The sequence below is a fragment of the Blastomonas sp. CCH9-A1 genome, from assembly GCF_001557175.1.
GTDB classification, from domain to species: domain Bacteria; phylum Pseudomonadota; class Alphaproteobacteria; order Sphingomonadales; family Sphingomonadaceae; genus Blastomonas; species Blastomonas delafieldii_A.
The window spans coordinates 1-26,252 of the sequence record NZ_LSHM01000016.1; the positions used below are offsets into that span (position 1 = coordinate 1).

The window sequence follows — 26,252 nt, forward strand, 5'->3', positions numbered from 1 at the left end:
GGCAAGACCAATATCCTCGAGGCGATCTCGCTGCTCGCGCCCGGCCCGCCCTGCCGCGCCATCTGCTCGATTGCCGCTCGGCGCATGCCCCGACCGGGCGCGAGCAGCGAGATCGCCTCGAGGATATTGGTCTTGCCCGCGCCATTATCGCCCCAGATCACGTTGAACCGCGCCCCCGCCTGAAGCCGGGTCGCCTCATGGTTGCGAAACTGGGTCAGCGAGAGGGAAGAAAGCGCCATCTGTGGCCCGCTATAGCGGCTTGGACGGACCCATGCGCGCAAAATCGGCGCGGCGCGGCAACGAGCAAATGGCGTCGCGCCAAAACATCGTGGATATTCCCAAGATTTCGCATTCAGCTGCGGGCAAGAATTGCTTCATCGTGTATAACGTGTTGAGAAGCAATGATCTTTCAGTTTGGCACGCGCTGTGCAGAGTATCTGGCATCTCCCGACGGACAGCCCGGAGGGACACACAGACACTCTGAAAGGACCCGCATCATGTTCTCGCTCTCGCAATTCAACACGAACCTCGTCGCTGCCATCTGCGCTTTCGCTACCTCGGCACTTTTCATCGGCCTGAGCGTAGTTCCGGCGGAAATTGGTACGATGTCGGCGATGATCGTCTGATCGCCGGCACGCCGCCATCACATTCAAGGTTTAAAGGGGAACCATCATGAACAACCGCTCTTTCCATCTCGACAAGTCGAACGGCAAGCTGATGGGCGTGTGCTCAGGGCTAGCCAATTATTTCGACTGGGATGTGAACCTGATCCGCATCGCCTTCGTGCTCGCCGCGCTGTTCGGCATCGGCGCGCCGGTGCTGATCTATCTGGTCATCGGCCTGATCGCCTCGGACCGCTGACCGGCGAGGGCAGGATGCCGGGTCAGACTTTGGTGCTGAACGGCGTGAAATCGGTGGCGGTATCGAACACCTCCACCCCTTCGCGCCGCTTCAGCCAGCCGACCACGGCATAGGTCACCGGCGTCAGCACCACTTCCCAGCTCACCTTGAGCAGCCAGTTGGTGATCATCACGGTGATGACTTGGGCGGTCTCCCATTCGCCGTAAAAGGCCAGCGGATAAAAGATCAGGCTGTCGACGCCCTGGCCGACCACCGTCGAGCCGATGGTGCGGGTCCAGAGCAGCTTGCCCGCCGTCCAGATCTTCATCCGCGCCATCACGTAACTGTTGACGAATTCGCCTGCCCAGAAGGCGACGATCGAGGCGAGCACGATCCGCGGGACCTGGCCGAAAACCGATTCATAGGCCGCCTGACCGTCCCAGCCCTCTGCCGGTGGCAGGCTCACCACCACCCAGCTCATGAACGCCATGAACAGCAGCGCGCCGAAGCCTGCCCAGATCACGCGGCGCGCGCGGGCATAGCCATAGATTTCGGTCAGAACGTCGCCGATGACATAGCCCAGCGGGAAGAACAGGATGCCCGCGCCATAGACCCATTGCTGTCCGGCGATGGTGATGAAGGTCGGCTTGGCCGCGCCGATCACGTTCGACAGCAGCAGCACCGTGACGAACGCCGCCATCACGAAATCATAATAGCGGAAGCGGTGCGTGGCGGGGTCGAAGCCCAAGCCCGGTTCGAGGCTGTGGCTGATGGCGGCGGGTTCGGCAGGGGGGCTTTGCATCGCGCGCAGCCATATCGCGGTTTGCACCCACCTGCAAAGCCCGCTATTGCGCCCTCACCAAGGCGCGCGCCCTTAGCTCAGCTGGATAGAGCACGAGACTTCTAATCTTGAGGCCGCAGGTTCGACTCCTGCAGGGCGCGCCAATCGCCTGGATGGCCCGTTGCGCCGGTCGATAAGTCCCAGCGGGCCCTCAGAATTCCGACCAGTCCTCTGCATCCGCCTTGAGCGCCAGATTGCCGGTCACCATCGGCACGCGGGCGGCAGGTGCCGGGCGGGGCATCGGCCTGGACATGGCGGGTGCGCCGGATTTCTGGCCGGCATTGAACTGATCGACGACCTGCGACAGGTTGGTGGCCTCCCCTGCCAGGCTGCGTGCCGCGGCGTTGGTTTCCTCGACCATCGCGGCATTCTGCTGGGTCATCTTGTCCATCTCGCCGACGGCAATGTTGACCTGCTGCAAGCGCGCGGCCTGCGCCTGGGCCGAGGTGGAGATCTCCGAAATGCGCGTGTTGATCGCGGCGACGCGGTCGCTGATCTGCAGCAGGACCGAACCGGTCTCATCGACAAGGGCAACCCCATCCGACACCCCGGTGGTCGACGCGGTGATGAGTTCCTTGATGTCCTTGGCGGCATCGGCGGAACGCTGCGCGAGCGCGCGCACCTCGTTGGCAACCACGGCAAAGCCCTTGCCTGCGTCCCCGGCACGCGCGGCTTCGACCCCGGCATTGAGTGCAAGCAGATTGGTCTGGAAGGCGATGCCGTCGATCACGTCGATGATGTTGGTGATCTGGCCGGACGATTTCTGGATCGCGTCCATTGCCTGCACGGCTCTGCGGACAACCGCACCGCCATTGTCGGCTGCGGCATGCGCCTCCCCGACCTGCTTGCCGACCTCTGCCGCATTCTGCGCGGTCTGCTGCACCATGGTGGTCACCTCGCGCATGGCGGCCGCGCTTTCCTCCAGGCTGGCCGCCTGCTGCTCGGTGCGGCTTGCAAGATCGTCCGAGGCCGAGCGGATCTCGGTGGCGCCGGTCAGAACGTGCGAGGCGGCGGACGCGGTCTGCGTCAGAAGCTCGCTGAGCCTCGAAGTGGTATCGTTGAAGCTGGTCCGCAGGCTGTCATGGTCGGCATCGAAGGCGCGCTCGATCCGATACGCGAGATTGCCGCTCTTCATCTGCTCCAGCCCGGTGGTGATCTCGGACACGACCGTGTTCAGGCTCATTTCCGCGCGGTTGCGTTCTGCGGCATTGTCGCGGAACACCAGCATCGAACGGTTCATCCGGCCGACGCAATCCTGGTGTTCGGTAAACGCGAGCGGACTTTCGATATCCCCGGCAGCAAGCCCCTCCATGCGGACAACGGTGCTGACATAGGGGTCACAGATCAGCTGCTTGGCCTTGAGCAGGAGAAGCGCGATACAACCCATCGCGGCAAGCGAAAGGCCCGTCTGGCCAGCACCCGGAGCCGCGCCAAGCCCGCCCGTCAACCCGGCCGCGATCGGGATCGCCATCAATCCCAGCACCAGGATTATGATCCAGTCGAATTTCTTGCGGATCGGCATGTGAGCGTAGAACTGGTGGATCATCATGAACCTGTGCTGCGAAACGTGGATGAGGTCGCATGCCGTTCATCGACTGCAATCGATAAGCACTGGTTAACGAAGAGGCCGTTGACATGGCACCCGGATGGCGATTGAACGCCGGAATTGGGAGGCGCCACTGCGTATTACTTCACCATTACTTGAGCATCGGCGCATGCGGTCATGTTCCTAAATGGCGAGAATACCGGCAAATTCCGACCGGTATGCTGTGCTTGCCGCCAGGGCTCCACTGATATCCGTGTAGCGATTCAAATATATATACCTGCAGTGACTTGCAGCTTTAGATGTGACCGATGTTAACCGCTGGCGACTGTCCACAAAATTGGACACCTGCGAAACTGACATCTTTGCGGGTTTCGCAACTGCGCTTCCCCCACGGCCCGTCTTCGCCCGGGCAGCGATTGCCCAAATTTTTTTTTCGATATTTGCAGGATGCCGGGCGGGTCATCGTCGCATCAGCGCTCTAGCGCAGTTCCGGTTTGCCGAATCGCCAATCCGCCAAGCCAAAATTTTGCCGCGGATAACAATCCTTCCTCACACTTTGCGATTCATGCTGCTAGAGGGCACGCATTCACATCAGTTAATCGGACGGATAATGGCTTTCACCCCCGCCAAGGTTTTGACCACGCATCATTGGAACGAAGGGCTTTTCTCCTTCACCGTCGAGCGGCCCAGCTCGTTCCGGTTCGTCAGCGGACAGTTCGTGATGCTGGGGCTGATGGTCGATGGCAAGCCGCTGCTGCGCGCCTATTCGGTCGCCTCGCCGATGTGGGACGAATCGCTCGAGTTCCTCAGCATCATCGTGCCCGATGGCCCGCTGACCAGCCGCCTCTACAAGATCCAGCCCGGCGACGAGATCCTGCTCGGCGGCAAGCCCACCGGCACGCTCACGCTCGATGCGCTGCTGCCCGGCAAGCGGCTGCACCTGATCGGCACCGGCACGGGGCTTGCGCCCTGGATGTCGATCATCCGCGATCCGGAAGCCTATGAGCGGTTCGAGCAGATTACCGTGCAGCACACCGTGCGCCAGATCCAGGACCTGGCCTATCGCGACCTGCTCGAAAGCAAGCTCAAGGACGATCCGCTGGTCGCCGAGGAAGCCGCCAAGCAGCTGGTCTATGATTGCTCGGTCACCAAATGCCCGACCTGGGTGGACGAGAACCGTCGCATCACCACGCGCATCGAGGCGGGCGATTATCCGCTTGATCCGGCGACCGACCGCGTCATGCTGTGCGGCAGCATGGCGATGATCAAGGAAACCGGCGCGCTGCTCGAATCGCTCGGGTTCGAGGAAGGGGCCCAGTCCAAGCCCGGCACCTATGTGCTCGAGCGCGCGTTCGTCGGCTAATCCTCAAGCCCGGATCGCCTCCAGCGCGGTGCGCAGCGCATCGGGCAGGGGCACCGGGCGCCGGGTTTCGCGGTCGACATAGACATGGGTGAAATGCCCCGCTGCGGCGGCGGCATCGTCATCATTCGCAAACAGCCCCACCGCATAGCGCACCGAGCTGGTGCCGATATGATCGACGCGGACCCCGGCATGGATCAGGTCGGGAAAGGCGGTGGGCGCGAAATAGGCGCAGCCGGTTTCGACCACCAGGCCGATCACGCTGCCACCATGAATGTCGAGCGCGCCCGCGCGGATCAGATATTCGTTCACCGCCGTGTCGAACCAGAAATAATAGACCGAATTGTTGGTATGGCCGTAAATGTCATTGTCCGACCAGCGCGTGCTGATTTGCGTGAAGTGGCGGAACTGGGCGCGGTTCGGGCGGACGGGGCGGCTCATGCCGCCACCGTGAAGCTGTTGACGCCGTCCGCGTGCCGGATGCTGACGGTGCGCCCGATCGGATCATGCGCCGGATCGGCCAGCGCGGCGAGCTGGCCCGCCTTGTCGGCATCGTCGGGACGCGCGACGATGCGGCCCTTGTCGGTTCTTGCGATCACCACCGCGCGCGCGGGCACGCCCTTGGCATAGCCGATGGTATAGCTCTCTATCGTGCCGGTCGCGTCTTCCTCAAGCCGCTCGGGCGACGGCTGCGCATCGACCTCGGCCTGCATCGGGGTGTGATCGACCGGTGACCAGGTTTCGGGCGCGGCCGTGCTGTAGATGCCCACCGCCTCCTTGGAGAGGAAACCGCCATTGGCGAGGACAAGGCCATAGCTGCCCGGGTCGGCGCGCAGCGTCTCGGCCATCGCGGCGATGGCGTGCATCGAATAGTTGTTGCCCGCCCCGCCCGAGAAAGGCAGCCCGCCGGTCAGCGTCAGGGGCGTGCTGCGCCAGTCGACGCCCAGCGCTTCGGCGGCGAGCAGCACCGCGACCGGGAAGCAACTGTAGATGTCGTAATGCGCGATATCGGCAGTGGTCTTTCCCGCGCTGGCGAGCGCCCCGTTCAGCGACACCTCGATCGCGCGCGAGCGCGACAGGTCGGTTCGCAGGCTGACCGGCTTGTCCATCGCCTCGCCGCTTCCGTGCAGGAACACCCACCGCGCGCGCGGTACGCCCATGGCTTCGGCTTGTCCGACGCTCGTCAGAATCACCGCTGCACCCTGGTTCACCGCATCCTGCGCGACATGCCATTTGAGATAGGGATCGGCGACCGGATAGTTGGAGTCCGATGGCGTCGCGAGATAGTCGGCGCTCATCGCTTTCGGAAACTGCGCATAGGGGTTCTTGGCGGCGACCGCGCTGAACCCCGCCCAGAGTTCGGACATTTCGGCGACATGCTCGGCCTTGCTCCGGCCGAGCCGCGCGCGCAGGGCATTCTCGAAGAGCGGATAGGTGAGGATCGGCGCGCCGATGCCGTTATTGAGCTCGTGCCGGTCGAGCAACATGGGGCCAAGGCCGCGATCCTCCATTGCGCCTTCGATCGCCTCGTTCCAGTCGAGCGCCACGCCCTTGCGCGCGGCGGTCTTGGCGGCCGCGATCGCTTCGGAGCCCGAGAGCAGCACGCAGCGCGCCTCACCCGCATGGATCGCGGCGGCGAATTCGTTGACCAAAGATTGCGGGCTCTGGCCGCCGACGATCGAATAGATCGCGCGCGCCGGCGTCACGCCGAGGCGCTTTGCCAGTCCCAGCGGCGGCTTGTCGCAACCGCCAAAGCCCTCGGGCACCATGCCGGGCGCGCTGTCGGCGAAATGGCGCACGACGGTGACGACATCGATCGCGGCGCGCACCGCATCGACAGCGCCGGTATCGGTGAGCACTGCCTCGGCGGCGCGCTGCATCAGCGATTGCGGGCTGGGTGCAGCGGCGGCATCGCTGCCGTCCCAATGATCGACCGCCTGGCCGACACCGATCAGGACGGGGGTGCTGGGGTCAAGGGTCATATAGGGCTCTCCTGTCGTGTTTTTGGCTTCATTGTTATGCGTTCGTCATTCCCGCGAAAGCGGGAATCCCGCTTGTTCGCCGAGGCTGAGAGGAAGCGGGATCCCCCGCATGCGCGGGGGTGACGATGAAGGGATGGTCGAAGCCCAATCCGTCACCCATCAGAACCGGCCGTCGATCCGGATCGCCATCGCATCGCCCTGCTGCCGGAAGCCCAATGCAGACAGCGCGGGCCCGGCGCTTGCCGCGAAGCCGCCGAGGCGGAAATCGGCGCTGTAGCGGCCATTGCCCCGGATGCGGATGTCGAGCTGCTCGAGCCCCGACTGGCCCTTCAAGGGCACCAGCAGGTCCGCGCCGTCGCAACGCAGATTGCCGCTGAGCCCGCGTTGCAGCGTCAGCCCGAACAGGCTCTGTTCGATATTCACCCGCACCGCGCCCGAGGCAATGGCGCAGCGGCGACCGTCAAAGCCGATATTCACCCCTTCCAGGCTGACGGAGCGCAGCGGCAGCGGCGCGAACAGGTCCGCGGTCGCGATCTCGCCGACCGCTTCGCGCATCGCGATGCTGTCGCCGCTCTTGGCCAGCCTGAAGGCCAGCGGGGGCTGGCCCGGCGCATCCTGGGCGCGGGTCATGGCGAGGACAAGCTCGCCGCCGAGCAGCCCGGCAGGCGAGAGGCCGGCATCCAGATCGCCAAGGCTGAGCTTGCCGATGCGAAGATCGCGCACCGTGCCCGACCAGATCGAGCCCTCGACCGCGCGCGCGCTGACTCCGCGCGCGCCCAGGCCCGCAGCATCGAACACGATGCGCAGCGGCAGCAGCACGATGAGCGCGAGCAGCAATGCCAGCGCGATCATCACCGCACGCTTGGTGCTGCGGCTCATGCGCCGATCTTCACCAGCCGCGCCGAGACCGAGACGGTGCCATTGTCCATCCGCCGGATCACCAGCGTTTCGGGCACCACGCCGCGCCGTTCGAGATCGGCGAGCCAGGCGAGGAACGCGGTCGAGCGCGCCGAACCGATCGCGATTTCGGCGCGGTCATTGCCCTGCGGCGTGTTGGCATCGAGCGTGAAGCCGCGCTCGCCGGCCTCGCTGGCGAGCAGCAGATGCAGCGCGGCGATCGCTTCGGCAGGACGCTTGTCGGCGGGGAGTGAAAGCGCCTGCGCCTTGGCCTCGATCCGCCCGGCCTGCATCGTCGCCTCGTAGAAGCTGCGCTTTGCATCGGTCGCGAGGCCGTAAAGCGGGGTGTAGATGCCGAAAAAGCCGATGACGCCGGCGGCGAACAAAGCGGCGATGCCGACCAGGATCTGCTCGCGCCGCGTGAGCGTAATGAACCAGTTCTTGGCCGCTTCGGTCATGGCGCCAACACCGTGATATCGGCGACCGCCTGGCCGGTCGCATCGCTGCGATTGGCGGCGGTCACCTTGTAGCCGTTGTTCTGCAGCGCGATGAGCACCGCGTTCAGGTCCTCGACGCGGGGGGCGGCGATCATCGCGCCGACAATGCCGCCAGGGCGATAATCGGCCTGGCGGATGACGACCCCGGGTACTGGCTGCATCGCGGCGAGCAGCCCGGACATCGGCACGCTGACCACGCTGTTGCCGGTGCCGCGCGCGGCGAGCTTTGCGTCGAGCTGCGCTTCGGCCTGGGTCGCATCGATCGCGCCGGGAACATGGCGCTCGGCGCTGGCGAGCGCGCGGCGTTCGGCGAGATCGGCGCCGAGATAGTTCTTGCCGATCTCGAGCAGGGGGATGGCGAGGCTGACCAGCAGCAGCGCCCCGAACAGCCAGGCGAGCGTCCGCCCCTGGCCGGGCGCGAGCGCGAACAGCGGCGTGCAGCGCGCAAACTCGCCCTGGCGCAGGTTGAGCGGAGGCTCTGCCAGCGCGGCGATCATGCTGGCATCGCGTGCATCGCTATCAAGTGACACCGGCGCGGCTTCGCCGAGCAGCAACGCGCCGAGCGCCTCGTCGGGCGGCAGGACGAGGTCGCCGAAACGGTCCGCGCCGAGATCGCCGAACGTAGCGCTGACCGGATGGTCGGCCGCAGGCAGCAACAGCCCAACGGGCAGGATGACATCCGGATCGAGCCCACGCAGCGCCAGTTCGGCGAGGTGATCGGCCAGCGCCGCGCGCGCAATCGTCGCGCACAGCACGCGCATCCCGCCATCGTCCATGGCCCGGCCCAGCGCGCGCACCGCGACGAAGACATCGCCGCCGATGCTGAGATCGGCTGCCCGATAGCGTGCGGCAGCCTCGGCCTGGGGTGCGCTCATGTCGCCCATGTCGAGCGTGCGGATCACCGTATCGGCGGCAGGGACGAGCGCCATGACGGGCGCATCGCCATCGCGCGCAGCCTGGGAAGGCGGGGTGAAATCCTGACCCCGCGCCACGATATGGCCACCTTCCCCGCGCCACCAGTGCAGCGCGGCATCGGGGCCTGACGGGCAGGTGACGATCAGGCCGCTATCAACCATGATAGCGCGCCATCAATGGGGAGTCGGGCGAGCAGGTCCAAGGCAAGATCGCGAAACCCCCGGTCAGCGACAGAATCAACTGACCTCCCGTTAGCCAATCGGGCGGGCCGAGTCACCGGTCGTTTGCGGCTCGAACGGCTCGGGAGCAAGATTTTCGTCGCGGGTCTCTGTCACCGGCGCAGGCGCCAGGCGGCGCGGGCTGAGGATCGCGAACGAGGCGACGAGCAGCACCACCGAAATCGCCTCGATGATCATCGACTGCGCGATATTGGCCGTGAGCGGATCACTGATCAGCCCGAAAACGCGTCCGGTAAAGGCCAAAGCCACCATCGCCGCGGCGCCGAGCAGCCATTCGCGCTTGCCCGGCATCAGCCCGATCAATGCGGCAAGCCCGGTGCCGATGAAGAACGCGCCCATATCGGCGCGGATGGCGGAAAGGCCTGTCGCGTTCTGCTGGCCCAGCTCGAACTGCGCGATGATCGTCTGCGGATCGAGCAGCGCGCGCGCGCCGATAAGCACGAACAGCGCGGCAAATCCGGCGACGAGCAGGCGAATGACCCAGACCATGTGCTATCGATCCCTTCCCAGAGGCTTTCACGGCCTTGTTATGGACAGGCGGCAGGCGTGTCCAGCTTGGTCCATGAACGGATGGGCAGTGCAATCGATCCGGCAGGCCGATGTAAACTGGTGCAAGCAGCACGCGCATGGCCAAGCTGTCACTTTTGCTGGTTATCGCCGCAACGGCTTTCCGATAGCGTTGCCGCCTGCAACAAAACCGGCGAGGAGAGCGGCGATGGATCTGGGGCTGACCGGCAAGAAGGTCATCATGAATGGCGGCGGGCACGGCCTGGGTCTGGCCTCGCTGCGCCATTTCGCCGCAGAGGGTGCCGATGTCGCCTTCCTCTCGCGTGATCCGGCCAAGGTGGAGGCTGCGGTCAGGGAAATCGATGCCGCAGGCCCGGGCAAGGTGCACGGCACCGCGATCGACATCACCGGCGATGCCGAAGGCTACAAGGGCTGGCTGAACGGCTGTCTCGAAGCGCTGGGCGGCTGCGACATCTTCGTCCACACCGCCAGTGCCTCGGGCCAGGGCGCGACCGGCGACTGGCAGCGCTGCCTCGACATGGACATCCTGAACGCGGTGCACGGGGTCGAGGTGCTGACCCCGGCGCTCACAGAATCGGGCAGCGGATCGATCGTGTTCATGTCCTCGACCGCCGCGCTCGAGACCTTCGTTGCGCCCCAGGCGTTCAACGCGCTCAAGGCCGCGCTGATCACCTATGGCTCGCAGCTCAGCCAGGCGCTCGCCGCGCAGAACATCCGCGTCAACTGCATCTCCCCCGGCGCGATCTATTATCCCGGGGGCAATTGGGAGATGATCCAGAGCGCCGTGCCGGCGCTGTACGAGGCAACGCTGGCCAAGATGCCGATGGGCCGGTTTGGCGAGCCCGAAGAGGTCGCGAAAGCCATCGTCTTCGTCGCCAGCCCCGCTTGCCCGTACATGACCGGCGCGAACATCGTCATCGATGGCGGCTTCACCCAGCGCGTCCAGTTCTGAGTTTCAGCGAAAGGCTCCCCATGAAGCTCTATCAATCGATCGGCCCCAATCCGCGCGTCGTGCTGATGTTCCTCGAAGAGAAAGGCGCGGTCATCGATCGCGCCTTTGTCGACATCATGAAGGGCGAGAACCGCACGCCCGATTTCGTCGCCAAGAACCCGTTCGGCCAGGTGCCGCTGCTCGAGATGGACGACGGTACGTACCTGTCGGAGAGCACCGCGATCTGCACCTATATCGAGGAGAAATTCCCGACGCCTGCGCTGATCGGCAGCACGGCGGAGGAGCGTGCGGTGACGAACATGCTGGTGCGCCGCCTCGATTATGATGTGGTTGCGCCGATGACCATGGGCTTTCGCGGATCGGAAGGCCTGCCGATGTTCCAGAACCGCGTCCGCTGCCTGCCCGAGGCCGCCGATGGCCTGAAAGCCTGCGCGCGCGATGGCCTTGCTGCGTTCGATGCGCTGCTCGAGGGCAAGACCTGGCTGGCCGGGGATCGCTTCACGCTCGCCGATATCATGCTCTATTGCCTCACCGAATTCGGCAAGATGGTAGGCCAGCCGCTGCCCGAGGGTCTTGCGAACCTCGCCGCCTGGTCCGAGCGCGTCGCCGCGCGGCCCAGCGCCGCCGCCAGCATGGATGCCAAGAAGGGGATCGCGCAATGAGCCTCGACCGCGACACTTTGCTCGACATCTACACCCGCACGATGAAGGTCGCGCGGTTCGACGAGAAGATGCGCTCGCTGCTGATGAGCGGCAAGCTCGCCACCATCTATTACACGATGCGCGGGCAGGAGCTGGTCACCTCGGCGATGATGGCGGCGCTGAACCAGGACGACTATTTGGTCACCACCTATCGCGGTCAGCACGACCAGATCGCCAAGGGCGTGCCGCTCGATCTGCTGATCGCCGAGATCGCAGGCCGCGCCACCGGCACCTGCAAGGGCAAGGGCGGGTCGATGCACATCACCCATCCGGCGACCGGCGTTATGGTGACCACCGGCGTGGTCGGCTCAGGGCTCCCGATCGCCAACGGCCTCGCGCTTTCCAGCCAGAACCGCAAGGACGGCAAGGTCACCGTCACCTGTTTCGGCGATGGCGCGACCAATATCGGCGCGTTCCACGAGGCGATGAACATGGCGCAGCTTTACAGGCTGCCAGTGATCTTCCTGTGCCAGAACAACCGCTATGGCGAGCATACCGCCTTTGCCGACCATACCAAGGTGGACTCGATTGTCACCCGCGCTGCGGCGTATGGGATGAAGGGCGTGAAGGTCGACGGCAATGACGCGGTGGCGATGTACACAGCGGCCAAAGAGGCGGTCGATCGCGCCCGCGCCGGCGAAGGGCCGACGCTGATCGAGGCGATGTGCTACCGGATGATGGGCCATTTCTTCGGCGCGGACTTCTCGTACATGCCGCCAGACCATATCGAGGAAATGAAGGCGGAAGACCCGCTGCCCAAGCTGCACGCGCTGATGCTCGAACACCAGTTCACGCAAGCCGAGCTTGATGCGATCGTCGCGAAACTGGAGGCCGAGATCGAGGCGGCGGTCGCGTTCGCCTTTGCCAGCCCGTTCCCCGATGCCGACGAAATCCGCAAGGACGTGTTCGAAGAGGAGATCGCTGCATGAGCGACACCGAAACACTCGAAGCCGCTGCGCCCAGGGCGAAAAAGCCCAAGCAGATCACCATGGTCCAGGCCTTGAACGCTGCGATCGATGAGGCGATGGCGGCGGACGAAGGCGTGATCCTGCTCGGCGAGGATGTCGGTGCCAAGCAGGGCGGCGGCGTGTTCAAGGTCTCGTCGGGCCTGACCGAAAAATATGGCGAGCATCGCATTCGCGCGACGCCGATTTCGGAGCAAGCGATCATGGGCGCGTGCGTCGGCGCGGCGCTCACCGGCATGCGGCCGATTGCCGAGATCATGCTGATGAACTTCGTCACCGTGGCGATGGACCAGATCGTCAACCATGCCGCCAAGCTGCGCTTCATGTCCGGCGGGCAGACCAACGTGCCGATGGTCATCCGCACCACCACCGGCGTCGGAGTCGGCTTTGGTGGCCAGCATTCGGACATGCTGGAGGCCTGGTTTGCGCATGTGCCGGGCTTGAAGATCGTCACGCCTTCGAACGCTGCCGATGCCAAGGGGCTGATGCGCAGCGCGATTGAATGCAACGACCCGGTGATCTTCATCGAGAATATCCTGTGCTACGGCCTCAAGTCCGACGACCCCGGCACCGATTACCGTGTGCCGCTGGGCAAGGCGGCGGTGGCGCGCGAAGGCAGCGACGTCTCGCTCATCACCTATGGTCGCACCGTGCTCGACGCGCTGGAGGTGGCCGAGACGCTGGCGGGCGAGGGCGTGTCGGTCGAGGTGATCGACCTGCGTACCATCGCCCCCTATGACGAGGCGACCGTCACCGCATCGGTGCGCAAGACCGGCCGCGCCGTCGTGCTGCACGAGGCAGTGCGCGCCTATGGCACCGGCGCGGAAATCGCCTCGCGCCTGCACGAATCGCTGTTCAACGAGCTGAAAGCCCCTGTCCAGCGCATCGGCGGCGCCTTCTCCGCCGTGCCGATGGCGAGCGTGCTCGAACAGGCCTGGATCCCCAAGAAGGAAGAGATTGCCGCCGCAATCCGCACGACGATGGACTGGAAGCGCTGATGGCATCCGAAATCCGCATCCCCAAGCTGGGCATGAGCGTCACCGAGGTCACCCTGGTCGAATGGATGTTCGGCGATGGCGAGACGGTAGAGAAAGGCGACGTACTCTACACCGTCGAGACCGACAAGAGCACCACCGAGATCGAGGCGCAGGACTCGGGCGTGCTGCGCGTCACCGGCGAGGAGGGCGAAAGCTACAGGATCGGCGATGTGATCGGGACGATCGGTTAGCTAGTCCCTCGCGGGCTTTCCCCGTTCGAGCCACGGGCGCAGCGGGAAGAGCCACTGCTCGCGAATGGAAAGGCGCTGGCGGTCATCCTGCCCGACGATCGCGCTCTCGCCTTCCTTGTAGGTGCCGAACAGCCGGTCCCAGAAAATCACCGAATTGCCATAGTTGCAGCGCGTGTCCTCATAGCTCGTCGCGGTGTGGTGCAGCGAATGGTTGCGGATGGTGGTAAAGAAGAACCCGTACCAGATCGGCGGGTCGGCGCGGACATTGGCATGTGCATAGATCGCTATGGCACCGCCCACGGTGATGCTGGCGAACAATGCGTTGAGGTCGATATCGAGCAGCGCGATCACCCCGATGCTGATCAGGAACAGTTCGATCGGGTTGCCGATATAGCCTTTCATCGCATTGAGCTGCGTCAGGTGATGATGCGGCGCATGGGTCAGCCACAAGGGCGTCCAGTTGTGCATTGCTCGGTGCATCCAGTACTGGCCCAGCTCGAACACGAACAGCGCGATCATCGCCTGCACCAGAAAGGGCAGCTCGGCCAGCCAGGGCGTGCCGATGCCCCATGCCTCCTTGAGCTCACGCAGCGGCGAGTTGATCAGCGTGTCCGAAAGCCAGCCGATCACGAAGAAGAAGAAGCCGAAATAGAACAGATCGGTGCCGAACTCCCGCCAGTTCATCCGCCAGCCCGCATGCCGCTCGAAGACGAATTCGAGGCATTGCACCAGCACGACCGTACCCACACCGACGGCAGGCAGCGACCATGGCGCTTCTACCCATGCGGCGGGTGCAAGGCCCCAGAAGGCAAGGATCGCAGCCAGCGTGATGGGCGGCAGCAGGTTGACGAGCGACTGTTTCACCGGATCCCTCCCCAAGCGGTGGACGCTGTCGCGAGACGCCGCGTTCCCACCCTCGTTGATCGTGACTGACCCGTTCTTTTCCATGCTCTTGGCGGCATTCCAGGCACACAGAATATGCGATTCGCGGCGGTGCGTCGAGGGGTGGGAGGGTGAAAGCGGCGCAGGCAGGTTCGGGTGGCGGGGCTCAAGGCATTCCGAAACGCGGTCAGCAACACTGTTCTTGCTGCCAATCGGTCCCCTGCGCAGGCAGGGGCCCATCTCCCGGCCTCAATGCCGGGTGCAAGCGCAGGAGATGGATGCCTGCCGTCGCAGGCAAGCGGGTTGGGGTTGCATTTTGGGGTCACCGTTGGCTCGGGGGCTTCGACGGGCTCAGCCTGAGCGGGGTTGGGTAGGCCGCGCTTGGTGCCCGGCTCGCGCTTACCTCAACTGAACAACCCCCGGATCGCCCGCCAGATCGGCATGGGCGGGCGGCCGGCCAGCACGCGCATCTTGTCGAGCAGCGTGGATTTGCCCGCATAGAAGCGCGCGATCAGGCCGTCGGGCAGGGTGTAGAAGCGTTCGAGCACGCGGTAGCGTTCATCAGGTCCGGCGGCCTTGAACAGCATCTTGGTGAGCATGCGGTAGAAGCCATCTGCCTGCCAATGGTCGAGGCTGGTCTTGCGGCTCATCTCGGCAAGCGCGGCGCCCGACAGGTCGGGCATCTCGGCGATATGCGCGGCGAGGCGCACCGCATCGGGCAGCGAATAGCCGGTAAGGCCGTGGAACAGCGCCGCGCGCGTGCCCGCCTTGGCGACATCGCCGCCGGTCGACTGCCAGTATCCGCCGAAATCGCCGCCATAGACCACCGGCAGCGCGCCGGTTTCGGTGCGGCTGACGCGCTCGACCTGCCAGCCCTTGGAGTCCGCATAGGCACTGATCCGCGCGGACAGCGCCTGGGTGTCTAGGTCCGAGGTGTCGCTGTAATAGGTGTCCTCGACGAAAATCTCCATCGGGCTCACCGGCAGGCAATAGACGAAACGGTAGCCGTCGATCTGCTCGACTGTTGCGTCCATCACGATCGGGCGGGTCAGGCCGTGCGGTTCGGACAGGTGCAGCATCTGCCCCATGAACTTCTGCCAGCCGCAGCGCAGGTGGCGCACATTGCCCCCGCCACGCGCATCGATGACCCCGCCCGCCTCGATCCGCGCGCCGTTTTCCAGCACGACATTGGTCTGGCTCGCCGCGAGCGCGCGCACCCCGGTGACGATGTTGTGAGCCGGGATCGCCTCGCGCAGATAGGCATCGAACCGGTCGGAGAGGATCGAATAATAGCTTTCTTCGAGCGCGCGTTCGTGCCCGGGAAATTTCACGTCATAGCCCCGCCAGCCATGGCAGACGAGCGGTGCGACCAGCCAGCGGTGCTCGCCTGCGACATCGGGGCCGAAGAACGACCAGATATGGTTGCCGCCCAGCGAAGCGCTTTCCTCGATCAGCAGCACCTCGAGCTCGGGCCGCTTGCGGCGCAGCGCGAGCGCAATCAGCCCGCCGGCAAGACCTCCGCCGAGAATCGCGACATCGCATTTGAGCGTCTTGCTGGAAATATTGCGCGGGGATTTCATGTTCGTTCCGCCCTAGCGCAGGCGACACTGCGATGGAAGGGCGGAAGGGCCGCTTTGCAGCGCAGGCGAAGCACGCTACAGCAGGCGGATGCTGGGTTCCTCGCATATCGTGCTGTCCGCCATCGCGATGACGCTGATCGTCGGGGTGCGCTATCTGATCACCAGCGGGCTGTTCGCCTGGCTGACCGACAAGGTGCGTCCGGGGCTGTACCAGGGATTGAAGCCGCAGATCGGCCGGGAAATCCGCTGGTCGCTCTACAGCGCGGCGATCTATGGCATCCCCACGGGCATCGTTGCCTGGGGCTGGCAGAACCGGGGGTGGACCGAGATCTATACCGACTGGAACGCCTGGCCGCTCTGGTATCTCCCGCTGTCGGTGCTGCTCTATCTGTTCGCGCACGATACCTGGTTCTACTGGACGCACCGCTGGATGCACGTGCCGAAATGGTTCCGCATCGCGCATGCGGTGCATCACGACAGCCGCCCGCCGACCGCCTGGGCGGCGATGAGCTTCCACCCCATAGAGGCGCTGACCGGGGCAGTCGTCATCCCGGCGCTGGTGTTCCTCATCCCCATTCATGCCGCGATGCTGGGCCTCGTCCTGTTCATCATGACGCTGATGGGGGTGACCAACCATATGGGCTGGGAGCTGTTTCCGCGCTGGCTGGTTCAGGGGCGGTTAGGCAAGGGGCTGATAACCGCGAGCCATCATCAACTGCACCACGCCCGCTATACTTGCAATTATGGACTTTATTTCCGCTTCTGGGACAGGCTATGCGGGACCGACAAAGGGCTGGGGGCCTTTCAGGACAGAAAGTCGCGACCGCGCGAGGACGCATCGCTCAGCGATGCCACCCGTTCGGCCTGATCCGGAGAAAGACATGGGTAAGCTGCTTCCTACGTGCGCAATCGGTTTCATCGCGCTCGCCACGTTGCCGGGCGCCGCGCCGCTGAGCACGGTCGAGATTTCGGTCGAGAACCTGCGCTCGGCCAAGGGGCTGCTGCAGCTGTGCCTGACCGCGAACGAGAAGAGCTTTCCCGATTGCGAGAAGGACAGGAACGCCCACCGCCTGACAGCGCGGGCCAAGGACGGCATGGCGCGGTTCGAGAACCTGCCCGCGGGGCAATATGCGCTGGCGATCGTCCATGACGAGAATGGCAACAACAAGCTCGATACCTTTGCCGGCATTCCCAAGGAAGGCATCGGCTTTTCGCGCAACCCCAGCTTCAGCTTTGGCCCGCCGCGCTTTTCGCAGGTCGTGTTCGTCGCACAAGGCAGCGGCACCAGCCAGCGGGTGAAGATCAAATATTATCTGTGAGCCAGACCTCGGGGCGGCCACCGTCCTGTCCGAAATGGTGACAGCGCGTTAACCAAATTGAAGCCCCGTCCCCTGCATGCTGGCGCGCGCAAGCCAGCGGGGACCGATCAATGCGCCAGACTGAACCGGCTCAAGAGCTGCCGCCCGCCCGGCGGGCCGTTCGGCTGCCTGGATGAGGCACACGCCGATGCCCGTGCCCGATCTGACCCCGACGCATGTTCCCCCGCGCGGCCTCGCCACGCGCCCATGGTTGCTCAAGGGGGTGCTGACGCTGATCGCGATGCTGCTCGTCTTCGCCGCGATATCCTATCAGCGCCCGGTCGCCGAAGGCGGCAGCCCCGCTGTGGTCGATTTTCACGCCTTTCACGTGGCGGGCACGCTGGGCCTGCAGGGCCGCGCGGCGGATGGCTATGACGCCCGCAAGATGGCCCGCGCGCAGAAGGACGCTACAGGGGTCAAGGTGTTCATGCCCTGGACCTATCCGCCGCCCTTCACCCTGTTCGTGACCGGATTGGCGGCCTTGCCGCTCGGCCTGGCCTATGGCCTGTTCACGGGGCTCACCCTGGCGCTCTACGTCACGGTGCTCCGCCGGATCGCGGGGCCTTTCCTCCCCGGCGTCATCCTCGCCATGACCCCGATCATCGTGCTGACGGTGATGACCGGCCAGAACGGGTTCCTGACCGGCGCCCTGACCGGGTGGTTCCTGCTCGCGCTGCTGGCGCAAAGGCCGGGTGCGGGCCTGCCGCTCGGGCTGATGGTGATCAAGCCGCATCTCGCCGCAGGGCTGGCGCTGCTCGCATTGGCGCATCGCCGCTGGCAGACGGTAGCGATCGCGGCCGTCACGGTCGCTGCCGCGCTTCTCGCCGCGACCATCGCCTTTGGCCCCTCGATCTGGATCGCGTTCATCGACGGCGTGCGCGAATCCGGCGTGTTCCTGTCAGAGGGGCGCTATCCGATGTACCGCATGATTTCGCCCTATGCGTCGGCCTTCCGCTTTGGCGCGGAACCGGGGCTCGCCTTTGCGATCCAGGGTGCGGGGGCCGTGATCGCCCTGGGGTTACTGCTGATCGGCTGGTATCGCGCGCTGCCCCCGCGCTGGCTCGCCGCCTCAGCCTGCGCGGCAACCGTGTTCGTCAGCCCCTATGCCTATGATTACGATCTGTGCCTGCTGGGCGTGGCGCTGGCCTTCATCCTGCCCGATCTGCTGGCTCGCACCCGCTTATGGGAGCAGGCCGTGCTGCTGCTGCTATGCTGGGTCGCGACAGGTTACGGCTTTGTCGCATCCTATCTGCCCGATGGGCTTGCGCCTGCCAGGAACGGACAGACGCTCTCGCTGATGGCGCCGCTGGTGGTGACCCTGATCGCCTGGGTCGTGGTGGCGATGCGACGCAGCGTTGCCGATGCGGACATTCGAGCACCGTCAATCGGCAAGCGATCGCAGCCTCTGGTTAGATAATGCTCAGAGAAATAACCAAATCGGTAAACTGGGTTGAAGTGTAGGATTTGTTCATGAATTGTTCCCTTGGTGAAAGGGAGCAATTCATGAACGCCTGTCCCCCACTCGATGCTCGGGCCTACAGCTATCGGCGCGCTTTTGAACTTTATCTGAGGACGGGCAGAGGCCCCGATATCGCCGCGACGCGGCATCGCCTGGAGCGCAAGTTCAACCCGTATCACGATCCCGACAACGGGTAGTTCACCTTCGCTCCGGGCGGCAAGCGATCGGGTACTGCGCGTCGCTCGCTGCGCGGACGTGCCGCTCCAAACTCCAGTGCACCGGCGGCGCAGCCGCAGCTGACGCTCGCCAATTACAAGCCCAATCCGCGAGCCCGAATCGGTGGCAACCAGCGCCGGCCCAGCTACGACCCGATGACGCTGGAGCAGACCTTTCCGGGTCTGAGCAACGCTCCGGGCGGAGCGATCATCGCGCTTGCCGACAATGCGCTCGACATTACCGGCCCCTCGCGCCGCCTGACGACCGAGCTGGCGGATGCCGAGGTTAAGAAGCTGATCGCGCAGATCAGGCAGGTGGATCCCGATTTCCGCTACCAGAGCCTTGGCCCTGCGACCACGTTGGAGGGGCAGATCAACGAGATCCGGAACCTCAGGATGCATCGGGCGGCGGCGCGCTACACCAAGCTGGGGGATATGGGGCCGCTGCAGGTGGAGGTAGCTCAGCGCATGCAAGCGAGCGTCGATCGGGCCTATGCAGAGGGGCTTGAGCTCCTCGCTGCTCGCCGTCTCACAACACGGCTTTCGCCAAATGAACCGCTCGGCAATTACATCGACCGTACCGTCAGGAAGGATATGAAGCAGTTGTTTGCCCAGCACGGGATTGAACAGGGAGCAGGGAAGCAGGTCCGGGTTGTTGGGCGCGAATATGATACATCGGGAACGGACAGAACTTACCGCATTCCGGATTTACGTGTGGGAAAGATTGCGTATGACTCCACGATTGCGAGAAAGCTGCCCTCTACCCCACAAATTCGCGGGTTTTTTCGCTCTGACTTTCAGCCGGATGCTGTCGTGATTTTGCGCCCCACTCGGCTCGGATCAGGAAGCAGCTACGTCATAAAGAAACCGGGGAAGTGACATGTCCAGGCCAGTTCTGCCACTTGATAAGCTTTACATCCCGCAGAGCGTTGGCGATGTCGTGCACCAACTCGGTTCGATGATGCTGTCCGCGCCAAAGTTCAAATCCAGACTGCCTTGGGATTTTGAAGAGGATATCGACACGAACTTCCACCAGCTCAATGAGGGGCTGAAGGTCATCCGCCGCCAGCTCGGTGAGGAAACCTATGCCCGGCTGGTCGAGATGTCGGACAGGATGCGCGCGCATTTCGAGGCGGACCCGGACGACAAGACCGAGGATGGGATCAAGGGCCGCGAGTTGATCGACGAGATGACAGACATCCTCCGCGCCAGCCGCCGCCGCAAGGCTCCACGCAGCGCGGGGTAATCGGGCGAAACCGTCACCAGATGTCGATGCTGATCGTGATCGGCGGCTTGTCCGGCGCGCCGTGGCAGACATAGGTGATCGCCGTGAGCACCTTGCTCTTCCCGCGATATTCCGGCTTCACGGTCATGCGATCGATCGCTTTCAGATCGATCAGCCCGCTGATCCGGTCATGCGCGAAATCGAGCGCGACTTCGGTGCCCGCGGGGACATAGCCGATATTGTACTTGTCATTCGGCCCCCCGAACCTTTTGGGATAGAGCCAGATCTTCACCAGCTCGCCGCGCTCGACCAGTGCATCGGCCTGGGCGCGGCTTGTGACGTGCGAAAAGTCCATCGGCCTTGCCTCTGCCTTGGGCGCTGCGTCGGCGACCAGGCCCGATGCCGTCTCCGGGGCGAGCATGGCGGATGCCAATGCGATCGATAGCAGCAATGACTTCGAGTCCGCCATGGCAAATCCCCGCCAGGTGCAGCTTGTGCGTCGGATAGCATAGCGCGCGCAGCGAGTGGCGGGGAGCCAGACAAGGTAAAATGCATCCGGAACGGATCATTTAGCTCTCGGCCGGCTGCCAGTCCCGCGGGCGCATCGCCTGCTCGACTGCCCTTGCGCCGGTAATGGGCAAAGGCGAGCGCCATCAGCCCGATCAGCGCACTCATCGATCTGTGCAGAAGAAGATCACCCCGGGGGGACGCGTGCCGGCCCGCTGGCGCGTCAACAAGCCCGTGACTGGCGGGCACGACCGATGCACATGGGCGCCGCTGCGGCTATTTCACCGCCTGTGCGCTGGTCAGGCTGCGCTCGCCCGCGAGGTTCTGGTACACCTGCACCCGCCAGCGGCGGCCATCGGTGAACACCAGGTCCATGCGATAGTTCATCCCCGCCACGACCTGCTGGCTGATATTCTCGATCTCGGCCAGTTCCGCGCCGGGCACGTCCATCGCGTTGAACGCCCATACCGCCACCGCCTCGATCTCGGGGGTGAGCGCAGCCTTGCTCCAGCCGCCGGTAATGACCGGCGTCTCGCGCTCGGCGGTCGGCGGCGCGTCCTGTGCGCAGGCGGTGACGGGAAGGGTGGCAAGGGCGAGGGTAAGCAGGGTGCGGGTCATGCGGGAACTCGGGGCTGGAAAAAAGGGGAAGGTTATTCGTGATTTGGGGCCGGAAAGGCAACTTGATCCGGATGGCATTCCTGCGCAACTTGAGTACAGAGAGCAGCGCATTCCTCACACGATTCTGACATCATGTGCGGGCACGTGGCTATGCCGCCTTTGCCGCAGGTGCCCCCCGCAACAGGCCTTCGGTGCTCAAATCCTCGTCGAGTTCGGGCCAGTGGATGCCATATCCGCCTGCGCACGTCTCCCACACTGTCCGCTGCCTGGCACTGGCATTCAACAACCTGGGATACCAGGCCAGCGGAGCAGAAATGGTCCGGCCGTCCATCAGATCCACGATCAGGCTGTGATCGTCAAAGCGCACGTCCAGCACGCGCTCGTCGGTGAGCTTAGCTGAAATATTCATGCCATTTCTCCAGAAACATCGTGCGATGCTCTTCCACGACGGCAATTATGCCACCGATCTCGTGCGCACGAAAGCCCCGGCTCCGTGCAACGGAAACCGGGGCCAGCCAAAGCTTGATGGTCGCCGCTCCCTTGTCCACGTGGACATGGGGCGGCTCGTTCGGTTCGTGACTGAAGAAATAGAACCGAAAACCATCAAGCCTTAGCAGGGTAGGCATTCCGCCTCACTCGGCCGGAAGATACAGTTCCCCGCCCTCCTGCTTGAAGCGCTCGCTCATCTCGGCCATGCCCTTGAGCGCGGCCTCGCGGCTCGCGGCTGCCGTTTCCGCGCCGCTGGGGCCCGTTGCGATAAAGCCTTCCACGCCCTGGTTCTGCTTGGTGGCAAAGTCGCGCACCTCCTGGCTGATCTGCATCGAGCAGAATTTGGGGCCGCACATGCTGCAGAAATGCGCGGTCTTGGCGCCTTCCGCCGGCAGGGTCTGGTCGTGGAATTCCTCGGCGGTATCGGGATCGAGCGAGAGGTTGAACTGGTCGCGCCAGCGGAATTCGAAGCGCGCCTTGCTCAAGGCATCATCGCGCACCTGCGCCGCCGGATGGCCCTTGGCGAGGTCCGCCGCGTGCGCCGCAAGCTTGTAGGTGACCACGCCGACCTTCACATCGTCGCGATCGGGCAGGCCCAGATGCTCCTTGGGCGTGACATAGCAGAGCATCGCCGTGCCATACCAGCCGATCTGCGCCGCGCCGATGCCGCTGGTGATATGGTCATATCCCGGCGCGATATCGGTGGTGAGCGGGCCCAAGGTGTAGAAAGGCGCTTCGCCGCACACTTCCAGCTGCTTTTCCATATTCTCCTTGATCTTGTGCATCGGCACATGGCCGGGGCCTTCGATCATCACCTGCACGTCTTCCTTCCACGCGCGATGGGTGAGTTCGCCCAGCGTGTAGAGCTCGCTGAACTGCGCCTCGTCATTGGCATCCGCGATCGATCCGGGGCGCAGGCCATCGCCCAGCGAATAGGCGATGTCGTACGCCTTCATGATCTCGGTGATCTCGTCGAAATGCTCGTAGAGGAACGATTCCTTGTGATGCGCCAGGCACCATTTGGCCATGATCGAGCCGCCGCGCGAGACGATGCCGGTGACGCGTTTCGCCGCCATCGGAATGTACGCCAGCCGCACGCCGGCATGGATGGTGAAATAGTCGACGCCCTGCTCGGCCTGCTCGATCAGCGTGTCGCGGAAGATTTCCCAGGTCAGCTCCTCGGCAATGCCGCCGACCTTTTCCAGCGCCTGATAGATCGGCACGGTGCCGATCGGCACGGGGCTGTTGCGCAGAATCCATTCGCGCGTGTCGTGGATATTGCGTCCGGTGGAAAGGTCCATCACCGTGTCCGCGCCCCAGCGGATCGACCAGACCATCTTGTCGACCTCGGACGCGACGTCCGATGCGACCGCGCTGTTGCCGATATTGGCGTTGATCTTGACCAGGAAATTGCGGCCGATCGCCATCGGTTCGGTTTCGGGATGGTTGATGTTGCTGGGGATGATCGCGCGGCCGCGCGCCACCTCGTCGCGGACGAACTCCGGCGTCACGTAATCGGGGATCGACGCACCGAAGCTGTTGCCGTCGCGGCGATATTCCTTGAGCCGCTCGCGGCCCAAATTCTCGCGCTCGGCGACATATTCCATCTCGGGGGTGATGATGCCGCGGCGCGCATAATGCATCTGGCTGACATTCATGCCGGGCTTGGCGCGCAGCACGGTCTTGCGGACATTGGGGAAGGGAGGCACCCCGCCCGAACGATCGGGGCCGAGCCGGCCATTGTCCTCGGGGCGAACCTCGCGCTGCGGGACATGATCGACATCGCCACGCGCCAGGATCCAGTCGCGGCGCAGCTCGGGCAGACCCGCGGAAATATCGATATGCGCATGGGGGTCGGTATAGGGGCCCGAGGTGTCATAGACGCGGACCGAAGGCTCGCCACCGGCGAGATCGATCTCGCGCATCGCGACGCGGATGCCGCTGCCCGATTTGGTTGCGACATGGATCTTGCGGCTGCCGCGAATGGGCCCGGTGGTCACGCCGATTTCGGTGCGGGCATGGATATCAGCCATTGTCTTGCTCTCCTTGTACGGCGGGAGAGCGGATGCGGGCGCATGGATGAACAACGCCGCTCCCTCCCTCCGCCGGTATCAGCCGGTTCAGGTTCAACGGGTCGTGGGGCGCAAACCCACCTCTCAGCCGCTCGGCTCCCCGGGGATGGGGCTCAGATTAGGACGGTGCGCGCGGCATGGCCAGCGAAATCCGCTTGCGACATGTGTATTGCTGCTATAATACACCACCATGCTGACGTTGACCGACATCTCCCGATCCTATGGCCGCAAGCGCGTGCTTGACGGCATTTCCGCCACCTTTCCCACCGGCCTGACGCTGCTGGTCGGGCCGAGCGGGGCGGGGAAGTCTACCTTGCTCAGGCTGCTCGCTACGGCGGAGAAGCCCAATGCGGGGACGATCGCGTGGGACGGGGCGGCGCTGCCGGGCGCGCGCAAGGCTCTGCGCGCGACGCTGGGCTATGCGCCGCAGGCGGTCGATCTGCCCGAGGACCTGACCGCGCGCGAATTTGCGCTGCACATGGCGGCGTTGAAGGGACTCGATGCGCGCTCTGCCGACCTGCAGTTCGGCGCGATTACCGAGCGGATTGGGCTGCATGCCGATATCAACAACCGCATTTCGACCTTTTCCGGCGGCATGCGGCGGCGGCTGGTGTTTGCACAAGCCATGCTCGGTGCGCCGCGGCTGCTCGCGCTCGATGAGCCGACGGCAGAGCTCGATGGCGAGACGGCGGCTTCGGTCAGCTCGCTGATCGTCGAGCGGGCGCGCGAGGCGGTGGTGGTGATGACCACGCATCTGGCCGATGCGCTCGCACCCCAGGCGGTGCAGGTGCTGCGGGTCGATCAGGGCCGGGTCGCGCCGCAATGACGCCGGTGCCACAACCGGCGGCGGTGCTGCGTTCCTCGTTCGCCACTAGCCTGACGCGCTATCGGCGCAGCTGGGGGCTGTGGCTGCTGCTGCTGATCGCGCCCATCGGCGCGCGCTTCATGATCTCGGACGAGAGCGGCCGGGGTGTGGCAATCGCGGTCGCCGACCAGCTGCCGGTGCTGACATCGGCGATGCTCGGCGTGTGGCTGGGTATCGTGGTGACGACGCTACTGCTGCCCGCCGGTTACATTTACCTGCGCGCCAATACCAATCGCCGCCAGCCCTGGCAGGTGGAAGAGGTGACCGCCGCGCCGCGCATCGCGATGCTGCTGGGGCGGTTCGCCGCCGATGCGGCGGTGATGCTCGGCACGCTCGGCGCGTTGACGCTGGCGGGCTGGTTCCTCGGCTGGCTGATGGTAAGCGGGCCGTACAGCCCGTGGCAGATCGCCTATCCCTTGTGGTTGATCGCTGCGCCGCCGCTGGTCGCGCTCGCCGCCCTGCGCATCCTGTTCGATGCCGTGCCTTGGCTGCGCGGTGCGCTGGGGGATCTTGCCTATTTCTTCGTGTGGATGACCTCGATCGTCATGCCGATCGTCGCGGCGGACCAGCCATCGTCCTTCACCGCCAATCTGCTCGACCATCCCGGCTTCGTCCGCCCGCTTGCCGGGCCTGCGCCAGCGGGCGAGATGAATGTCCAGATCGGCGGAGTGGACCCGGCCACGCTCAAGCCGGGGCGTATCGATCTGGACGTTGCCGCCGGGTTGCACGCACCGGGCTATATGGCCGCGCGGCTGGCCTGGATCGGGATTGCGGTGGTGCTGGTGCTGGTCGCGGGGCTGATCTATCGCCCGCACCGGTCGGGGCGCAAGCAGGCCGGACAGGGGCGCATTGCGAAGCTTCTCTCCGCCGGGCCACCGCCGGCCGCGCGCGCCGATGCGCCGCCCGCTCGTGCGGCGCGATCGGCGCTGCCGGGGCTGGTACTGGCCGAATTCCGGCTGATCGGGGCGGGGCGGCTGTTTCTTGTGCTCGCGATGGCAGCGGCGCTCGCAGGGATTTCCGGCGACTATCGGCACATCGGCAGTCCGGCGGCGCTGCTGCTGCTCGTCTTCGCGCTGAGCGCGCATGCCGGGCGCTGCGAAGCGCGCGGGCTGCTCAAGCTCACGGCAACGACGGCGACCCCGCCGATGCTGCGCCGGGCGGCGTTTGTGGTTGCGGGGCTGGCATGGTCGCTGCTGCTCGCGCTGCCCGCCGCGATCGTGCGGGGATCGGGCGAGCCGCTGCTGTTCGCGCTGGGCACCGGCGCGTCTGCAGCACTGGCCGCGATAACGCTGGCGGCGGCGACCGGATCCTCCTTTGCCCCCCGCGTGGTGCTGCTGATTGCCTGGTATGTCTATTTCTCGAGCTGACGCCAATTCATGGCACCATGGCGCGCCCCCTCGACCCTGAACAATCGACAGGCCTATGACCTGTCGCATTGCTGCTGTCACAGGCGGCGATTAGGATCGCGCTACCCAGCATCAACAGGAGAGA

At 64.7% G+C, this 26,252-nt stretch carries 31 protein-coding genes, 1 tRNA gene and 1 riboswitch; of the genes, 16 read left to right on the plus strand and 16 right to left on the minus strand.

What is annotated here, in order from left to right:
* On the minus strand, window positions 1-239 hold a 239-nt coding region (locus AX725_RS05715; protein WP_156458490.1), incomplete at its 3' end, for an AAA family ATPase.
* Window positions 240-497: 258 nt separating this feature from the next.
* Between AX725_RS05715 and AX725_RS21620 the strand changes: the two genes are divergently transcribed.
* Window positions 498-626 (plus strand): hypothetical protein, encoded by a 129-nt coding sequence (locus AX725_RS21620; protein ID WP_269454088.1) that lies wholly within the window; start codon window positions 498-500, stop codon window positions 624-626.
* Between the two features lie 46 nt (window positions 627-672).
* Complete coding sequence (locus AX725_RS05725; protein ID WP_060977982.1) at window positions 673-861, plus strand: PspC domain-containing protein; 189 nt, start codon at window positions 673-675, stop codon at window positions 859-861.
* Between the two features lie 22 nt (window positions 862-883).
* Here AX725_RS05725 and AX725_RS05730 read toward each other — a convergent pair whose 3' ends face one another.
* Window positions 884-1,642 carry a queuosine precursor transporter gene (locus tag AX725_RS05730; protein WP_208597894.1) on the minus strand — a complete coding sequence of 253 codons (759 nt, stop codon included), beginning with the start codon at window positions 1,640-1,642 and terminating at the stop codon, window positions 884-886.
* Between the two features lie 66 nt (window positions 1,643-1,708).
* Here AX725_RS05730 and AX725_RS05735 point away from each other — a divergent pair.
* Window positions 1,709-1,785, plus strand: a tRNA-Arg gene (locus AX725_RS05735).
* A gap of 47 nt (window positions 1,786-1,832) precedes the next feature.
* Here the strand turns inward: AX725_RS05735 and AX725_RS05740 are convergent.
* Entirely contained in the window at window positions 1,833-3,230 is a 1,398-nt protein-coding gene (locus AX725_RS05740; RefSeq protein WP_060977983.1) for a methyl-accepting chemotaxis protein, read from the minus strand.
* Window positions 3,231-3,837: 607 nt separating this feature from the next.
* Here AX725_RS05740 and AX725_RS05745 point away from each other — a divergent pair.
* On the plus strand, window positions 3,838-4,590 hold the full coding sequence (locus AX725_RS05745; protein WP_060977984.1) for a ferredoxin--NADP reductase: 753 nt from the start codon (window positions 3,838-3,840) through the stop codon (window positions 4,588-4,590).
* 3 nt (window positions 4,591-4,593) lie between these two features.
* Here the strand turns inward: AX725_RS05745 and AX725_RS05750 are convergent, their stop codons facing one another.
* The 6 genes from AX725_RS05750 to AX725_RS05775 all read right to left on the minus strand — a co-directional run bounded on the left by AX725_RS05750 (window position 4,594) and on the right by AX725_RS05775 (window position 9,606).
* A complete protein-coding gene (locus tag AX725_RS05750; protein WP_060977985.1) occupies window positions 4,594-5,028 on the minus strand; it encodes an acyl-CoA thioesterase in 435 nt (144 codons plus the stop codon).
* Window positions 5,025-6,569, minus strand: a complete 1,545-nt coding sequence (locus tag AX725_RS05755) for a TLP1 C-terminal extension domain-containing protein (protein WP_060977986.1) — start codon at window positions 6,567-6,569, stop codon at window positions 5,025-5,027. The genes AX725_RS05750 and AX725_RS05755 overlap by 4 nt, the downstream gene beginning before the upstream one ends.
* A 159-nt stretch (window positions 6,570-6,728) precedes the next feature.
* Window positions 6,729-7,448, minus strand: coding sequence for a type II secretion system protein N (gene gspN / locus AX725_RS05760; RefSeq protein WP_066115008.1), 720 nt, complete (start codon window positions 7,446-7,448; stop codon window positions 6,729-6,731).
* Window positions 7,445-7,924: a type II secretion system protein M gene (locus tag AX725_RS05765; RefSeq protein WP_060977988.1), complete on the minus strand. Its 480-nt coding sequence runs from the start codon at window positions 7,922-7,924 to the stop codon at window positions 7,445-7,447. Before AX725_RS05765 ends, gspN begins: the two co-directional genes overlap by 4 nt.
* Window positions 7,921-9,039: a type II secretion system protein GspL gene (gene gspL / locus AX725_RS05770; protein WP_060977989.1), complete on the minus strand. Its 1,119-nt coding sequence runs from the start codon at window positions 9,037-9,039 to the stop codon at window positions 7,921-7,923. Before gspL ends, AX725_RS05765 begins: the two co-directional genes overlap by 4 nt.
* Window positions 9,040-9,129: 90 nt before the next feature.
* Complete coding sequence (locus AX725_RS05775; protein ID WP_060977990.1) at window positions 9,130-9,606, minus strand: DUF4345 family protein; 477 nt, start codon at window positions 9,604-9,606, stop codon at window positions 9,130-9,132.
* Window positions 9,607-9,832: 226 nt separating this feature from the next.
* On the opposite strand from AX725_RS05775, the gene AX725_RS05780 reads away from it, so the two are divergent.
* Genes AX725_RS05780 through AX725_RS05800 form a run of 5 tightly spaced genes read left to right on the plus strand, consistent with a single transcriptional unit; the run spans window position 9,833 to window position 13,491 of the window.
* Window positions 9,833-10,597: an SDR family NAD(P)-dependent oxidoreductase gene (locus tag AX725_RS05780; RefSeq protein WP_060977991.1), complete on the plus strand. Its 765-nt coding sequence runs from the start codon at window positions 9,833-9,835 to the stop codon at window positions 10,595-10,597.
* Between the two features lie 20 nt (window positions 10,598-10,617).
* A complete protein-coding gene (locus tag AX725_RS05785; protein WP_066115005.1) occupies window positions 10,618-11,259 on the plus strand; it encodes a glutathione S-transferase family protein in 642 nt (213 codons plus the stop codon).
* The gene (locus tag AX725_RS05790; RefSeq protein ID WP_060977993.1) at window positions 11,256-12,227 is read left to right on the plus strand and encodes a thiamine pyrophosphate-dependent dehydrogenase E1 component subunit alpha; all 972 of its coding nucleotides are present in this window, start codon (window positions 11,256-11,258) and stop codon (window positions 12,225-12,227) included. The genes AX725_RS05785 and AX725_RS05790 overlap by 4 nt, the downstream gene beginning before the upstream one ends.
* Window positions 12,224-13,261, plus strand: coding sequence for an alpha-ketoacid dehydrogenase subunit beta (locus AX725_RS05795; RefSeq protein WP_060977994.1), 1,038 nt, complete (start codon window positions 12,224-12,226; stop codon window positions 13,259-13,261). Before AX725_RS05790 ends, AX725_RS05795 begins: the two co-directional genes overlap by 4 nt.
* Complete coding sequence (locus AX725_RS05800; protein WP_060977995.1) at window positions 13,261-13,491, plus strand: biotin/lipoyl-containing protein; 231 nt, start codon at window positions 13,261-13,263, stop codon at window positions 13,489-13,491. Before AX725_RS05795 ends, AX725_RS05800 begins: the two co-directional genes overlap by 1 nt.
* Here the strand turns inward: AX725_RS05800 and AX725_RS05805 are convergent, their stop codons facing one another.
* Window positions 13,492-14,355: a sterol desaturase family protein gene (locus AX725_RS05805; RefSeq protein ID WP_060977996.1), complete on the minus strand. Its 864-nt coding sequence runs from the start codon at window positions 14,353-14,355 to the stop codon at window positions 13,492-13,494.
* Window positions 14,356-14,777: 422 nt separating this feature from the next.
* A complete protein-coding gene (crtY, locus tag AX725_RS05810; protein WP_060977997.1) occupies window positions 14,778-15,953 on the minus strand; it encodes a lycopene beta-cyclase CrtY in 1,176 nt (391 codons plus the stop codon).
* A gap of 88 nt (window positions 15,954-16,041) precedes the next feature.
* Between crtY and AX725_RS05815 the strand changes: the two genes are divergently transcribed.
* The 5 genes from AX725_RS05815 (at window position 16,042) to AX725_RS05835 (ending at window position 20,231) form a co-directional block, all read left to right on the plus strand.
* On the plus strand, window positions 16,042-16,821 hold the full coding sequence (locus tag AX725_RS05815; RefSeq protein ID WP_060977998.1) for a sterol desaturase family protein: 780 nt from the start codon (window positions 16,042-16,044) through the stop codon (window positions 16,819-16,821).
* A 13-nt stretch (window positions 16,822-16,834) separates the two neighbouring features.
* On the plus strand, window positions 16,835-17,272 hold the full coding sequence (locus tag AX725_RS05820; protein WP_060977999.1) for a DUF2141 domain-containing protein: 438 nt from the start codon (window positions 16,835-16,837) through the stop codon (window positions 17,270-17,272).
* A 187-nt stretch (window positions 17,273-17,459) separates the two neighbouring features.
* Entirely contained in the window at window positions 17,460-18,728 is a 1,269-nt protein-coding gene (locus AX725_RS05825) for a glycosyltransferase family 87 protein (protein WP_060978000.1), read from the plus strand.
* A gap of 413 nt (window positions 18,729-19,141) precedes the next feature.
* Window positions 19,142-19,864 carry a hypothetical protein gene (locus AX725_RS05830; protein ID WP_066044300.1) on the plus strand — a complete coding sequence of 241 codons (723 nt, stop codon included), beginning with the start codon at window positions 19,142-19,144 and terminating at the stop codon, window positions 19,862-19,864.
* 1 nt (window position 19,865) lies between these two features.
* Window positions 19,866-20,231, plus strand: a complete 366-nt coding sequence (locus AX725_RS05835; RefSeq protein ID WP_060978589.1) for a hypothetical protein — start codon at window positions 19,866-19,868, stop codon at window positions 20,229-20,231.
* 13 nt (window positions 20,232-20,244) lie between these two features.
* Here AX725_RS05835 and AX725_RS05840 read toward each other — a convergent pair whose 3' ends face one another.
* The 5 genes from AX725_RS05840 to thiC form a co-directional block, all read right to left on the minus strand.
* A complete protein-coding gene (locus AX725_RS05840; protein ID WP_067511911.1) occupies window positions 20,245-20,679 on the minus strand; it encodes a hypothetical protein in 435 nt (144 codons plus the stop codon).
* 314 nt (window positions 20,680-20,993) lie between these two features.
* Window positions 20,994-21,335 (minus strand): cystatin family protein, encoded by a 342-nt coding sequence (locus tag AX725_RS05845; RefSeq protein WP_066114772.1) that lies wholly within the window; start codon window positions 21,333-21,335, stop codon window positions 20,994-20,996.
* 148 nt (window positions 21,336-21,483) lie between these two features.
* Window positions 21,484-21,744: a DUF2442 domain-containing protein gene (locus AX725_RS05850; RefSeq protein WP_060978592.1), complete on the minus strand. Its 261-nt coding sequence runs from the start codon at window positions 21,742-21,744 to the stop codon at window positions 21,484-21,486.
* Window positions 21,728-21,961, minus strand: coding sequence for a DUF4160 domain-containing protein (locus AX725_RS20425; RefSeq protein WP_066044302.1), 234 nt, complete (start codon window positions 21,959-21,961; stop codon window positions 21,728-21,730). Before AX725_RS20425 ends, AX725_RS05850 begins: the two co-directional genes overlap by 17 nt.
* A 6-nt stretch (window positions 21,962-21,967) precedes the next feature.
* Window positions 21,968-23,857 carry a phosphomethylpyrimidine synthase ThiC gene (thiC, locus tag AX725_RS05860; protein WP_066114774.1) on the minus strand — a complete coding sequence of 630 codons (1,890 nt, stop codon included), beginning with the start codon at window positions 23,855-23,857 and terminating at the stop codon, window positions 21,968-21,970.
* Between the two features lie 47 nt (window positions 23,858-23,904).
* A riboswitch (TPP riboswitch) is annotated at window positions 23,905-24,009 on the minus strand.
* Between the two features lie 77 nt (window positions 24,010-24,086).
* On the opposite strand from thiC, the gene AX725_RS05865 reads away from it, so the two are divergent.
* The gene (locus AX725_RS05865) at window positions 24,087-24,722 is read left to right on the plus strand and encodes an ATP-binding cassette domain-containing protein (protein WP_060978595.1); all 636 of its coding nucleotides are present in this window, start codon (window positions 24,087-24,089) and stop codon (window positions 24,720-24,722) included.
* Window positions 24,719-26,128 (plus strand): hypothetical protein, encoded by a 1,410-nt coding sequence (locus AX725_RS05870; protein WP_060978596.1) that lies wholly within the window; start codon window positions 24,719-24,721, stop codon window positions 26,126-26,128. The genes AX725_RS05865 and AX725_RS05870 overlap by 4 nt, the downstream gene beginning before the upstream one ends.
* Window positions 26,129-26,252 lie beyond the last annotated feature (124 nt).